The following is a 14004-nucleotide window of genomic DNA, read 5'->3' on the forward strand; positions in this document are numbered from 1 at the left end:
GGTCAATTTGGCCAGCCACGACCATCACGCCGGCCATCACCACCATCATGGCCATGCCGACCACAGTCATGGCCATAGCCATGATCACGGTCATGCGCACGTCCACGCGCCCGCCAACTTCGGCAAAGCCTTCGCGATCGGCATTACGCTCAACATCGCGCTCGTCGTGACTGAAGCGGTCTACGGCTATATCGGCAACTCCACCGCCCTGCTCGCCGATGCCGGTCATAACCTCAGCGACGTACTCGGCCTCGTCGTGGCCTGGGGCGCATCGGTCGCCGCCAAACGAGCGCCGAGCGGCCGCTTCACCTACGGTTTTCGCGCCTCGACCATTTTGGCTGCGCTTGCCAACGCCGTGTTCCTGCTGGTCGCGACCGGCGCGATCGGCTGGGAGGCAATCTTGCGCCTGCGCGAGCCGGAGCCGATCGCAGGCGTCACCGTGATGGTGGTCGCCGGCATCGGCATCTTGATCAACGGTTTTACCGCGATGCTGTTCGCGCGCGGCCGCAAGGACGACATCAACATCGAAGGCGCCTATCTCCACATGGCCGCCGATGCCGCGGTCTCGCTCGGCGTCGTGGTCTCGGCGGCGCTGATCATCTGGACCGGCTGGCTCTGGCTCGATCCGGTGACAAGTCTGGTCATCTGCGCCACCATCCTCTGGAGCACGACCAGCCTGCTGCGTAGCTCCGTCGACATGTCGATGGCCGCCGCCCCGAAGGGCACCGATCTTGCCGCCATCAGAGGTTTTTTGATGCAGCGGCCCGGCGTCTCAGGAATCCACGACCTCCACGTCTGGCCGATCAGCACAACCGAGACGGCGCTGACCTGTCACCTCGTCATGCCCGATGGCGCCGGAGACGATTTTCTGATGGAGACCGCGGACAAGTTGAAGGCAACCTTCCGGATCGGCCACACCACCCTGCAGGTGGAGACGCATCCCGACAACGGCTGCGCGCTGGCGCCGGATGATGTGGTGTGAGCGCGCGAAAGCTCTCGCCCCTGTCATTGCGAGCGCAGCGAAGCAATCCAGACTATTTCCGCGGTGAGATTCTGGATTGCTTCGCTGCGCTCGCAATGACAGCGGTGAATACGTTTGGCGCCGGCAAGTTTGCGCCTACGCCACCTTCGCCGTCACGACCCACACCGACCCCGGCAGCGCGACCGCCTGCCCCTTCACATAGGGCGTCAGCATCTCGCGGATCGAGGCTTTCGCGGCCTCACGCGTCTCCGGCGGATGTCCCTCGAGTGCCCGGTTGGCGGGACCGATCTGCAAGGCGCCGTCGACGGCCGCATCGAGACCGCCGCCGATCGCGATGTCCATCGCCAGATTGTGGGGCTGCATCGCGATGTCGGTGAAGCCGGCGCCGTTGAGAATGCGCGTCACGCGCTCCTCGGAAGCGAAGGCGAACGGGCCGGGATCCTCCGGACCGACCGGCGGCATTTTTGGCACGTGCTTGTAGACCGCCATCAGCGGCGCCATCATCCAGGGGTTTTCGCGCGGCTCGCGCCAGCAGATGAAGGCAAGCCGCCCCGACGGTTTTAGCGCACGGCGCAGATTGGTGAAGGAGGCAACCGGATCGGCGAAGAACATCACGCCGAAACGCGAGACAAGGAGATCGTAGCTCGCGGGATCGAACGGATAGACCGTCGCATCCGCGAGCACGAAATCGAGCGGCAGACCCTTTGGCGCAATCGCGCGTGCCTGCGCCAGCATCGGGCCCGACACGTCGAGGCCGAGCGCAAATCCGTTGGGTGCGACCGCCTTCGCAAACGCAATCGTCGTAGCACCCGAGCCGCAACCGATGTCCATCACGCGCTCGCCCGCCTGCGGCTTCGCGCGCGCGATCAGGAGATCGGCGATGGGCCCAAGCAAAATCTCCTGCGCCGCCTGACGGTCGGCCCATTTCTGGCCGCCGGGCCCGTTCCAATAGGCGATCTGATCGGCGTTCTGCTCGTGTCCGCTTGGCTGTACCATGGGCGCCCCTCTGGCAACTTGGTCGAAAGACCCCGATGCCGAAACGCAAAGGCGCCGTCAACTGCCGGTACCTGTTCTGTCGACTCGGCGGCGAGACAAGTTTGCGGCTCCCCGCGCTGTACGGCGTCCGAGGTTGACGGATGGTGAGAGGACTTAGCTGCCGAGTTGCGCTACGCCAATGCGCCAGGCAAAATCATTCGGCTGCCAGCGAGGCTCCGGTTCGCTTCGCAAGGACGCGGCGAAAGTCCGTTGCCAGTTCGTCGTAGTAGCGAGCAAGCTCCTCGTAAAAAGCCTTTCCGGCCTCGTCGCGCGCTTCTTGAGCTGCTTTCATACAGTGGGCGGCTTTGGACTCGTACCTTTCCAACTTCGTGCGAAGATCACTCATCACGGCGGTACTCCACGCTAACCACGGGAACTGGAACCGTGGGTCCGGCTGCGACCGAAACAATGACCGAACGAAGGCAATTTTGGACCCGCCGGGGGCCATTTCTAGGCGCCGGATGCGTGGCGAAAGGCCCGCCTGCGCCCGTTGGGCTCCGGCGCGGCAGCCTTCGCTCGCTTAGCGTCAATGATGTTTTGAGCTGGCCTGCCCAGCCGAAACTCGCGAAGCGAGCGAAGGCTGGTGGGCGGTCACGGATTCGAACCGCGGACCCTCTCGGTGTAAACGAGATGCTCTAACCAGCTGAGCTAACCGCCCTCGCCGCCTCTTTAGCCTCGCCGCCCCCGGCGGGGCAAGCCTAACGTCAGTCTTTGGGCCTTCCCGGCAGCCCCGGAACGGCGTCGATCCAGACCGCGGCCGACTGGCACCAGATCTGCCGGACGGGCCGCAAGGCGTCACGCTGGCGGATGCTACCCCAGCGGATGCCCCAATCGCCGGCCTGGTCGCCCTCGCCGCTCGCGAACAACGGGGAGCCACAGTCGCCGCAAAAGTGCTGGAAGCGCAGCCGGCCGTTATCGCCGCGCTTGCCATAGACCTTTGGCGTCCCGCCGGTGAGCCGGACATCGGCCGCCGAACAGAGCGCCGTGACCCGGAACGGCGATCCCGTCAGCGTCTGGCAATCCCGGCAATGGCAGACCGAGACCGCCTCAGCGTCGATCTCGGCCTCATAGGTGATTTTCGCGCAATGGCACTGTCCGTCGATCTGCATCGCCTTGCCTCAAAACAAAAACGGCGCCCGAAGGCGCCGTTTTATCATTAGCTTGAGATCAGTGAGCGGTCAGTCCGCCGGCGGCTTCGTCGCCGTCCGGCTTCACCGTCACCTTGGTGTCCTCTTCCCAGACGATCGGCACCGGCTTCTTCACCAGCGCGCGGGCGACGACGTCGTCGAGCCGCGAGACCGGGACGATCTCCATGCCGCCCTTGATCGCATCGGAAATCTCCGTGAGATCCTTGGCGTTGTCCTCGGGGATCAGCACCGTCTTGATGCCGCCGCGGGCAGCGGCGAGCAGCTTCTCCTTCAGACCGCCGATCGGCAGCACGCGGCCGCGCAGCGTGATCTCGCCGGTCATCGCGACATCGTGGCGGACCGGGATGCCGGTCATGACCGAGATGATCGCGGTGGCCATCGCGACGCCCGCAGACGGACCATCCTTCGGCGTCGCGCCCTCCGGCACGTGCACGTGGATGTCGCGCCTGTCGAACATCGGCGGCTCGATGCCGTAGTTGATCGCCCGCGAGCGGACGTAGGACGCTGCCGCCGAGATCGACTCCTTCATGACGTCGCGCAGGTTGCCCGTGACGGTCATCTTGCCCTTGCCGGGCATCATGACGCCTTCGATCGTCAGCAGCTCGCCGCCGACATCGGTCCAGGCCAGGCCCGTGACGATACCGACCTGCGGCTCGCTCTCGATCTCGCCGAAGCGGTATTTCGGCACGCCGAGGAACTCTTCCAGAGTCTTCTCGGTGACCTTGACCGACTTCTTCTTAGAGATCATCAGCTCCTTCACCGCCTTGCGGGCGAGTGTCGAGAGCTCACGCTCCAGGTTACGCACGCCCGCCTCGCGGGTGTAGCGGCGGATCATCAAGAGCAACGCATCGTCGTCGATCGACCATTCCTTGGAATCGAGGCCATGCTTGGAGACCGCGTTCGGGATCAGGTGCTTGCGCGCGATCTCGACCTTCTCGTTCTCGGTGTAGCCGGCGATCCGGATGATCTCCATGCGGTCCATCAGCGGGCCCGGAATGTTGAGCGTATTCGCGGTCGTGATGAACATGACGTTGGAGAGATCGTAGTCGACCTCGAGATAGTGGTCGTTGAAGGTCGAGTTCTGCTCGGGGTCGAGGACCTCGAGCAGCGCCGAGGACGGATCGCCGCGGAAATCGGCGCCCATCTTGTCGATCTCGTCCAGCAGGAACAGCGGATTGGACGACTTCGCCTTGCGCATCGACTGGATGATCTTGCCGGGCATCGAGCCGATATAGGTGCGGCGGTGACCGCGGATCTCGGCCTCGTCACGCACGCCGCCGAGCGACACGCGCACGAACTCGCGTCCGGTCGCCTTCGCGATCGACTTGCCGAGCGAGGTCTTGCCGACGCCGGGAGGTCCGACGAGGCACAGGATCGGCCCGGTCAGCTTGTTGGCGCGCGACTGCACCGCGAGATACTCGACGATCCGGTCCTTGACCTTCTCGAGCCCGTAGTGATCGGCGTCCAGAACCGCCTGCGCGGCTTCCAGATCCTTCTTCACCTTGGACTTCTTGTTCCACGGGATTGACAACAGCCAATCCAGATAGTTGCGCACGACGGTCGCTTCCGCGGACATCGGCGACATCTGGCGCAGCTTCTTCAGCTCATGCTGCGCCTTCTCGCGCGCTTCCTTGGACAGCTTGGTCTTGGCGATCTTCTCTTCGAGATCCGCGAGCTCGTCGCGACCATCGTCGTCGCCGAGTTCCTTCTGGATCGCCTTCATCTGCTCGTTGAGATAGTACTCGCGCTGGGTCTTCTCCATCTGGCGCTTGACGCGCGAGCGGATGCGCTTCTCGACCTGCAGCACCGAGATCTCGCTCTCCATCAACCCGAGCACCTTCTCCAGGCGCTGGGTGACCGACAGCGTTTCCAGGATGCCCTGGCGATCCGCGATCTTGACCGCGAGATGCGAGGCAACGGTGTCTGCGAGTTTTGCGAAATCGGTGATCGCCTGCACGACGCCGACTACTTCGGCCGAGATCTTCTTGTTGAGCTTCACATAGCTCTCGAAGTCGGACACGACCGAGCGCGCGAGCGCTTCCGCCTCGACCGACTTCGCATCGGTGTCGGCGAGCGCGACCGCGGTCGCTTCATAGTAGTCGGCACGCTCCGTGTACTTCTCGACGCGCGCGCGCTCGAGCCCTTCGACCAGCACCTTCACGGTGCCGTCGGGGAGCTTCAAGAGCTGCAGCACGCTGGCAAGCGTACCCGTCTCGTAAATCGCATCGGGCGCCGGATCATCGTCGGACGCGTTCTTCTGCGTCGCGAGCATGATCAGCGCGTCGTTCTTCATCACCTCTTCGAGCGCGCGGATCGACTTCTCGCGACCGACGAAGAGCGGCACGATCATGTGCGGGAAGACGACGATGTCGCGCAGCGGCAGCACCGGATAGGCGTGAGTTTCGCCGTGGACGATGGTTGGCCGGGGTTTTGGAGTGGTCATGGCCTTATCCTTTTGCTGTGCCCCCTTGCACGCAGTCCGCCTGGCTTTGCGCAACCGCCACAAGGTGCCGAAATGATCCGGTTTTTTCGTGCGGTCCGAACCTTCGGACCAGCTCTGCCGGATCGAAACTGAGGCGAATCTTGAAGGGAATTCTTGCTCGCCGCTGACATTAGGTGGCTATCGACCCGGGGGGTGTCAAGTCATTGAAAAACGCACGCCATTCAGCGCTTTACGCGAGCTGAACGGCCACGCAACATTGGCTGCGGAAGCACTCTCCGCAGCCTTCCTGTCAGACGGAACGGTATGCTGCACCAGCGCGGTATTACGCGCTGGCGTTTTCGACCGCACGGTCGGAGCGATCCGCGTAGATGTACAGCGGCCGCGCCGTGCCTTCCACGACTTCGCGGGAGATCACGACCTCTTCCACACCTTCCAGGCCCGGCAGGTCGAACATTGTCTCGAGCAGGATCGCCTCGAGGATCGAACGCAGGCCACGCGCGCCGGTCTTGCGCTCGATCGCCTTGCGGGCGACCGCGCCAAGCGCCTCGTCGGCGAAGGTCAGCTCGATGTTCTCCATCTCGAACAGGCGCTGGTACTGCTTCACCAGCGCGTTCTTCGGGTCGGTCAGGATCTTCTTCAGCGAGGTCTCGTCGAGATCCTCGAGCGTCGCAACGACGGGCAGACGGCCGACGAACTCGGGGATGAGGCCGTACTTCAGGAGATCCTCAGGCTCGACGTGACGGAAGATCTCGCCGGTGCGGCGGTCTTCCGGCGCGAGCACGGATGCGCCGAAGCCGATCGAGGTCGAACGTCCCCGGGCGGAGATGATCTTCTCTAGCCCTGAGAAGGCGCCGCCGCAGATGAACAGGATGTTGGTGGTATCCACCTGCAGGAACTCCTGCTGCGGATGCTTGCGGCCGCCCTGCGGCGGGACCGAAGCCACCGTGCCTTCCATGATCTTCAGCAGCGCCTGCTGCACGCCCTCGCCCGACACGTCGCGGGTGATCGAGGGGTTGTCGGACTTGCGGCTGATCTTGTCGATCTCGTCGATGTAGACGATGCCGCGCTGCGCGCGCTCGACGTTGTAGTCGGCGGCCTGCAGCAGCTTCAGGATGATGTTCTCGACGTCCTCACCGACATAGCCGGCTTCGGTCAGCGTCGTCGCGTCGGCCATCGTGAAGGGCACGTCCAGGATGCGGGCGAGCGTCTGCGCGAGCAGCGTCTTGCCCGAGCCGGTCGGACCGATCAGCAGGATGTTCGACTTCGCGAGTTCGACGTCGTTGTGCTTGGTCTGGTGGTTGAGGCGCTTGTAGTGATTGTGGACCGCGACCGACAAAACCTTCTTGGCGTGGCTCTGGCCGATCACGTAGTCGTCCAGCACCTTGCAGATTTCCTTCGGCGTCGGAATGCCGTCGCGCGACTTCACCAGCGAGGACTTGTTCTCCTCACGGATGATGTCCATGCAGAGTTCGACGCACTCGTCGCAGATGAAGACCGTGGGACCCGCGATCAGTTTGCGGACTTCGTGCTGGCTCTTGCCGCAGAACGAGCAATACAGCGTGTTCTTGGAGTCGCTCGTGCCGACCTTACTCATTCCTGTCTCCGTCCGCGGTTCGATCCGTCCGCCCGATCGCTCCATTCTGGCACTTCGGCCGTCTTGAAGCTGAAATAGAGCAAATTCCGTACCAAAAAAGACCCTACGCGCTACATCCCGTGCGAATCACGGTCACTCGATTCTCCCGCGATCATATAGCCGATCAATCGTAGCCAACCATGCTGTCACCCGACTATCAAGAATTCGCTAATCGGGCGGCTTCCCGCTACCCGTGACAATACCGTGATTTCACGTCTTGGCACGAAAGAAGTGACCGAAACCACCCCGGCGTTGCTGGATTGCCACGAAAAACAAGCACGAAAGCGGAACTTTCTGCCTGCCGCGGGGCGCAAATCACGCTTTCCGCGCCATCGGTTAACGTGAATGCCGCCTTTGCGATCCCCAGGGTCGCTCTTGCGATCCCTCGGGTCGCTCTTGCGATCCCGGGGGCGCTCTTGCGATCCCGGGGGCGCTCGCGCCATCCCCGGGGTCGTTGGTTGCAAGCTCCGGGCTCTTACGGGGCTTTCGTCGGCGCCGGTTCCTCGGCGCGCTTGTCGATCACCTTGTCGACGAGACCAAACTCCTTGGCATCGGTGGCGGTGAGGAACTTGTCGCGCTCCAGTGCGTCCTCGATCGCCTTGTAGGTTTGGCCGGTGTGCTTCACGTAAATCTCGTTGAGCCGCTTCTTCAGGTTCAGGATCTCCTGCGCGTGCAGCATGATGTCGGTGGCCTGGCCCTGGAAGCCGCCGGAGGGCTGGTGCACCATGATGCGCGAGTTCGGCAGCGTGAAACGCATGTCCTTCTCGCCGGCGCAGAGCAGCAGCGAGCCCATCGAGGCGGCCTGGCCGGTGCACAGCGTCGAGACCGGCGGGCGGATGAACTGCATGGTGTCGTAGATCGCAAGGCCCGACGTCACCACGCCGCCCGGCGAGTTGATGTACATCGAGATTTCCTTCTTCGGATTTTCCGCTTCGAGGAACAAGAGCTGCGCGACGATCAGCGTCGACATGCCGTCCTCGACCGGCCCGGTCACGAAGATGATGCGCTCCTTCAACAGGCGCGAGAAAATGTCGTAGGCGCGCTCGCCACGGTTGGTCTGCTCGACCACCATGGGCACGAGGTTCATGTAAGTTTCGACCGGATCGCGCATGAGTCACCTAGGGTTGGCGGAGCGGACATCGCTTTACGGCAAGACAGTTTCGAAAGACAGTTTCGAGCTGGGATGCCGGGCGCTGATGCACGTCCCGTGATGCAGGACTTGAAAGACGGTTTGACAGATATAGGCCAATTCACCGGAGACAAGACCGGAACGAATTAAGGCTTAACCCGAGAAGTCAGTTGAAGCTGATTCTTGCGAACAGGCCCAGCCGGCCACCTGGCTAGCTGGGCCCTTCCGCGGATCATCCTTAATGGAAGGCTTCGCGCCTTCGTCAGGCGGCGGGCTTGTCCGCCTCGTCGTCCTTGTAGAGGTCCTCACGCGCAACCTTCTTCTCGGTCACGTTGGCAAGCTCCAGGATGAAGTCGACCACCTTGTCTTCATAGATCGGGGCACGAAGCTGGGCCAGCGCGTTGGCATTGTTGCGATAAAAGTCCCAGACTTCCTTTTCGCGGCCGGGCATCGAGCGCGCGCGCTCGATCACCGCGCGACCCACCTCGTCGTCGGTCACGGTGATCTTGTTCTTCTCGCCGATCTCCGAGAGCACGAGGCCGAGGCGCACGCGGCGGTCGGCGATCTTGCGATACTCGTCCCGCGCCTTGTCCTCGGTGGTGTCCTCGTCGGCAAATGTCTTGCCGGCCGAGTCCATCTCGGCCTTCACCGAGTTCCACATCAGATTGAACTCCTCGTCGACGAGCGACTGCGGCGCGTCGAAGCGATGCGCCTCGTCGAGACGGTCGAGCAGCGCGCGCTTGACGCGCTGGCGCGTCGCACCGGCGAACTCGGCGACCAGCCGCTCGCGCGCGGCCTGCTTCAGCTTGTCGAGCGATTCAAGGCCGAGCGTCTTGGCGAACTCGTCGTCGATCGCAACGTCCTGGGGCGCTTCGACCAGCGTTGCCGTGGTCTCGAACTCGGCGGCCTGGCCGGCCAGCTTGGCGTTGCCGTAGTTCTTGGGGAAGCCCGCCTTCACCGTGCGGGTCTCGCCCGCACCGATGCCGATGAGCTGGTCCTCGAAGCCGGGAATGAAGGTGTTGGAGCCGATCACAACCTGGATGCCTTCGCCGGTGCCGCCCTCGAACGCCACGCCGTCGATGGTGCCCTTGAAGTTGACGGTGACGCGATCGCCCGATTCCGCCTTGGCGCCCTCACCCTTCGGCGAGTAGTTGCGGTTCGAGTCGGCAATGCGCTTGATCGCCTCGTCGACATCGGCGTCGGTGACGTCCGCGACGGGCTTTTCGACCTGAAAACTCTTGAAGTCGGCGAGCGCAATCGGCGGCACCACTTCGATCGCGACCGTGTAGGTCAGGTCGGATTTGCCGGACAGCAGTTCCTCGACCTCTTTCTGCTCGGTCGGCATCGTGATCTTCGGCTCGGTCGCGAGCCGGAAGCCACGCTCGGAGAAGAGCTGCGTGTTGGTGTCGCGGATGGTCTGGTCGATGGTCTCGGCCATCACCGAACGGCCATAGACCTTCTTCAGATGGGCGACCGGCACCTTGCCGGGACGGAAGCCGTTGAGCTTCACCTTGTCCTTGAGGTCGACGAGCTTGGCATCGGCCTTGGCATCGAGATCAGCCGCGGAGACGCTGATCTTGAACTCGTGCTTCAATCCTTCCGCGAGGGTCTCTGTGACCTGCATGGCGTTCAATCTTCTTCTCGTTCGGCCGCAGCGCTTGGACGCCGCGACGCTTGTCATCAATCGATCCGGCGCGGAAGGCGTGTTGCCTTGCGCCGGTGGTTTGTCAGACCCGGCTCCTCAGGGGCATCTCGCCCATGAGGAACAAGTCCTTCGGTAATCCTCGTGCAAACGCTGATGAGCGCTTGGTGCGGGCGGAGGGACTCGAACCCCCACAACTTTCGTCACTGGAACCTAAATCCAGCGCGTCTACCAGTTCCGCCACGCCCGCGTGAATTTGCATCCAGACCGGCCGCGATGCCGCGGGCGGCCGGGCTTATAGCATGTGCCTGCCTGTTCGCAGCAAAAAAATGGCCTGATGCGGGCAGGTCCCGCCGCCCCTCAGGCGGCTGGACTTCCACCCTCAAAAATGGTGCGCATTGGCCCGATGACAAGCGACGAATCCCGACCGAACCGACGCGAACTGATGGCCGGAATTGCCGCTGCCGTCATGATCCCGGCGCTGCCGACAAGACCGGTCCGCGCCTCGCAGGCTCGCCTGCTCACGGCCAAGGCCGACACTCTCTCGCTTCGCCCAAATGGGCCCGCAACGCCGGTCTGGTCATTCGCCGGCCCCGACCTCCGGCTCAAGCGTGGCCAAAGTCAGGAGGTCGCCTTCGACAATGGCCTGCCGTCCCCGGCAATCCTCTCCTGGCGCGGGCTCGACGCCGCAGCCGCGGCCGAACCCCTCCTGAACCGCCAGCCGGTCGCTGCCGGCGCGAAAGAAACTTCAATTATTTCAACCCCTCATGCCGGGACCCTGATGGTCGATCTTCGCCTGCTCGAAGACGGCTTGAAGCAGCCGGCGCGGCCGCTTCCCGTCATCGTCCAGGAGAGCGAGCCGGCCGCGGTCGACCGCGACGAGGTGTTTCTGGTCGAGGACTGGCGGCTAAACCCTGATGGCACGGCGATGATCCCCGGCGCCGCAGGCACCGAGATCGCGCCGGTCTACACCGTCAACGGCAAGGTGGCGCCCGACCTCACCCTCCGTGCGAACGAGCGGCTGAGGCTGCGCTTGATCAATGGCTGCCAACGCGCTGTCATTGCGGTGAAAATCGACGGCATCGAGGTGACGATCATGGCGCTCGATGGCCAGCCCGCCGAACCGTTCGTCGCCCGCAATGGCGCCCTGGTGCTGGCGCCGGGCGGCCGGGCCGACGTCTTCCTGGACGGGACGGGCGCGCCCGGCTCCGCTTCACCGATCCTGCTCCATGACGGCAAGGACGCCCGGCCCATCGCCCGGCTGGTGACCTCGACCGAGCCGCAGTTGCGGCCAAGCCGGCCGCCGACACCCTCACCCCTGCCGTCGAACGGTTTGCCGGTCGAGCTCGGCCTCAAAAACGCCCTGCGGTTCGATGTCGCGCTGGGGACATCTGACAGCGGATGGGCGCGCCCGCAAAACTTCTCCGCCTCTTCGGCCCACGCCTTCCGCGCCAAGGCCGGCCGCACCGTCGTGCTGGCCCTCAAGAACACCGCCACCGTCGCAACCGTCTTCCACCTGCACGGCCACCACTTCCGCCTGCTCGACCGGCTCGACGACGGCTGGAAGCCCTACTGGCTCGACACGCTCGCGGTTGAGCCCGGCCAGACCCACCGCATCGCGTTCGCGGCGACCTATCCCGGCCGCTATCTCATCGAGTCCGTTGCGACCGACTGGGCCGCGCCGCGGCTGCTGCGCTGGTACGCGGTGGAGTGACTACCGGCCCACACGGGTCCAGAGGTAGCGGGCGTCGGGCTCTTTCTCCTCGTTCCGCGCCCCGTCGGTTTGCTCGACCAGCGCAAATCCGTTTGCCTCATAGAAGCGCCGTGCCCGCACGTTGCGCTGGAAGGTCCAAAGCTCCAGTCGTTGGCAGGCGCGTTTGGCGACGTTGAGGAGTTCGGTGCCGACGCCGCAGCCCTGGGCAGCGGGCAGCACGTAGAGCTGGTCGATCCAGCCGTCGCGAAAAGCGATGATCCCGCTCAAGACTCCATCGTCAAAATGTCCCCACACGCGGCAAGTCGCGAACACACGCTCGCGGTAGAACCAGCGGTCCTCGTCCGGCGTGTGCAGCCCAATCAGCCACGGCATCGCGTGATCAAACGCAATCCGATGGACCTGCGCAGCCGCGCCCATGTCGGTGAGCGCGAGCTGTCTGAGCACTAGTACTCCACCCCGAGCGCATCATAGATCCGCCGGTGCACGGCCGGCAGCGTCTCGGTCAGGTCTTCGGCGATCAGGCCGGGGCCGGCCTCGAGCGCTGCCTCGCCATGCATCCAGACGCCGATGCTGGCGGCCTCGAACGCGGGCACGCCCTGCGCCAGGAGGCCCGCGATGATGCCCGTGAGCACATCACCGGCGCCCGCGGTGGCGAGCCAGCGCGGCGCGTTCGCGGCGATCGTCGCGCGGCCGTCGGGTGCGGCAATCGTGGTGTCCGGACCCTTCAAGAGCACGACCGCGCCGGAGCGCTCGGCGGCGGCGCGCACGCGCTCGAGCTTGGAGCGGCCGGGATGCTTGTTGCTGAGATCGGAGAACAGTCGCGGAAACTCGCCCTCATGCGGCGTCAGCACGACCCCGGTGTCGTGCGACGACTTGATCGATTCGAACAGGCGCTCGGGGTTGGCGGCAAAGCTCGTCAGCGCATCCGCGTCGAGCACGAGATGGCGCTGCGCCGACAGCGCGGTGTGGACGAAATCGCAGGTGCGCTCGCCCGTGCCGGTTCCGGGACCGATGATGCAGGTGTTGTAGCGCTTGTCCTCGAGCAGCGCGCCGAACTCGATCGCGGTATCGACGGGGCGCACCATCACGGCGGTCAGCGCACCCGCATTGATCGCGAGCGCATCGCGGGGCGTCGCCAGCGTGACGAGCCCGGCGCCTGACCTCAGTGCGCCGCGTGCGGCAAGCCGCGCCGCGCCGGTTGCAGCGGCATCGCCGGAGACCGCAAGCACGTGACCGCGGGCGTATTTGTGGCCGTCAATCCTCGGCACCGGGAAAGCGCGTCCCCAAAAGTCCGGGTCGTTCTCGAAGACCTGCGGGGCGATCTCGTCCAGCACCTGCGCGTCGATGCCGATGTCGGCGACGCGCACGCGCCCGCAATGAACGCGTCCGGGCAACAACAGATGCGCCGGCTTCTTGCGGAAAAAGGTGACCGTCTCGGCGGCGTTGACGGCGACGCCCATCACCGCCGCGCTGGCGCCGTTGATGCCGCTCGGCAGGTCGACGGCAAGCACCGGCGCGCCGTTGGCGTTGATCGCCTCGATCATCTCGCGCGCCTCGCCTTCGAGCGGACGGCTGAGACCTGCGCCAAACAGCGCGTCGATGATCAGGGACGGCCGGCCGATCGCCTGCGGATTGAACGGCAGCACCGGATGCTTCCAGCCGCGTGCAGCGGAGGCCGCATCGCCCTGGAGCTGATCGCGCTCGCACATCAGGATGATCGAGACCTCGCGGCCCTGCGCCGCAAGCTCGGCGGCTGCGACAAAACCGTCGCCGCCATTGTTTCCGGGCCCGGCCACAACCAGGATCGGCCCCTCCTCCACCAGCGCTTGCGCGGCTTCAGCGACCGCCTGTCCCGCACTCAGCATCAGCTCGAAGCCGGGCGTGCCCGCCGCGATGGTCAACTGGTCGGCCCGCTGCATTTCGGCGTTGGTTAGAACTTCCATGCCACTTCCCTGGTACAAACGCCTTTTCAACAGGCATTTTCTGTGCCGACCTGAAACACAACACGGTCATTTGCACAGAGATTGAACTGTTTGCCTATTTCATAGTCTTCGGTATTTTGAGACTGTTGGTCCCACCTTCTAGGGATGCCCGTTAAAAGGCTGATAATGCTCCAAAAATCAGGGTAAATACAACTTGGCATAGACCCTGCTTTCGAGGAAGCCACTTCGGTTCGTCGTGCTCACTGGCATTCATGTAGGTGTGACCGGCCGCCGCCCGGCCTGGTCAGGCATTCCGGGACGGCGAAGACAAATCCGCGCATGAAACAAGCGCACCC

11 protein-coding genes and 2 tRNA genes are annotated in these 14004 nt (G+C 64.2%); 2 read left to right on the forward strand and 11 right to left on the reverse strand.

What is annotated here, in order from left to right; translation table 11 throughout:
- Positions 1-7 precede the first annotated feature (7 nt).
- Entirely contained in the window at positions 8-982 is a 975-nt protein-coding gene (locus KUF59_RS25215) for a cation diffusion facilitator family transporter (RefSeq protein WP_212460877.1), read from the forward strand.
- Between the two features lie 135 nt (positions 983-1117).
- Here the strand turns inward: KUF59_RS25215 and KUF59_RS25220 are convergent, their stop codons facing one another.
- From KUF59_RS25220 to KUF59_RS25260, 9 genes are all read right to left on the reverse strand, one after another.
- Positions 1118-1978: a class I SAM-dependent methyltransferase gene (locus KUF59_RS25220; protein WP_212460878.1), complete on the reverse strand. Its 861-nt coding sequence runs from the start codon at positions 1976-1978 to the stop codon at positions 1118-1120.
- Positions 1979-2171: 193 nt separating this feature from the next.
- The gene (locus KUF59_RS25225) at positions 2172-2363 is read right to left on the reverse strand and encodes a hypothetical protein (protein WP_212460879.1); all 192 of its coding nucleotides are present in this window, start codon (positions 2361-2363) and stop codon (positions 2172-2174) included.
- Between the two features lie 235 nt (positions 2364-2598).
- Positions 2599-2675 (reverse strand) — tRNA-Val (locus KUF59_RS25230).
- Between the two features lie 46 nt (positions 2676-2721).
- Positions 2722-3126: a GFA family protein gene (locus KUF59_RS25235; RefSeq protein ID WP_212460880.1), complete on the reverse strand. Its 405-nt coding sequence runs from the start codon at positions 3124-3126 to the stop codon at positions 2722-2724.
- Between the two features lie 58 nt (positions 3127-3184).
- Complete coding sequence (lon, locus tag KUF59_RS25240; RefSeq protein WP_212460881.1) at positions 3185-5608, reverse strand: endopeptidase La; 2424 nt, start codon at positions 5606-5608, stop codon at positions 3185-3187.
- 322 nt (positions 5609-5930) lie between these two features.
- Positions 5931-7202 carry an ATP-dependent Clp protease ATP-binding subunit ClpX gene (gene clpX, locus KUF59_RS25245; protein WP_212403779.1) on the reverse strand — a complete coding sequence of 424 codons (1272 nt, stop codon included), beginning with the start codon at positions 7200-7202 and terminating at the stop codon, positions 5931-5933.
- A gap of 514 nt (positions 7203-7716) precedes the next feature.
- Positions 7717-8352: an ATP-dependent Clp protease proteolytic subunit gene (locus KUF59_RS25250; protein ID WP_212460882.1), complete on the reverse strand. Its 636-nt coding sequence runs from the start codon at positions 8350-8352 to the stop codon at positions 7717-7719.
- Between the two features lie 280 nt (positions 8353-8632).
- Positions 8633-9994, reverse strand: a complete 1362-nt coding sequence (gene tig, locus KUF59_RS25255; RefSeq protein WP_212460883.1) for a trigger factor — start codon at positions 9992-9994, stop codon at positions 8633-8635.
- A 183-nt stretch (positions 9995-10177) separates the two neighbouring features.
- A tRNA-Leu gene (locus KUF59_RS25260) sits at positions 10178-10262 on the reverse strand.
- A 195-nt stretch (positions 10263-10457) separates the two neighbouring features.
- On the opposite strand from KUF59_RS25260, the gene KUF59_RS25265 reads away from it, so the two are divergent.
- On the forward strand, positions 10458-11726 hold the full coding sequence (locus tag KUF59_RS25265; protein WP_249140605.1) for a multicopper oxidase family protein: 1269 nt from the start codon (positions 10458-10460) through the stop codon (positions 11724-11726).
- Here the strand turns inward: KUF59_RS25265 and KUF59_RS25270 are convergent, their stop codons facing one another.
- Positions 11727-12170 carry a GNAT family N-acetyltransferase gene (locus KUF59_RS25270; RefSeq protein ID WP_212460884.1) on the reverse strand — a complete coding sequence of 148 codons (444 nt, stop codon included), beginning with the start codon at positions 12168-12170 and terminating at the stop codon, positions 11727-11729.
- Positions 12170-13669 carry an NAD(P)H-hydrate dehydratase gene (locus tag KUF59_RS25275; protein ID WP_212460885.1) on the reverse strand — a complete coding sequence of 500 codons (1500 nt, stop codon included), beginning with the start codon at positions 13667-13669 and terminating at the stop codon, positions 12170-12172. Before KUF59_RS25275 ends, KUF59_RS25270 begins: the two co-directional genes overlap by 1 nt.
- Between the last annotated feature and the right edge of the window lie 335 nt (positions 13670-14004).

This window comes from Bradyrhizobium arachidis (assembly GCF_024758505.1).
In the GTDB taxonomy this organism is placed as follows: Bacteria; Pseudomonadota; Alphaproteobacteria; order Rhizobiales; family Xanthobacteraceae; genus Bradyrhizobium; species Bradyrhizobium manausense_C.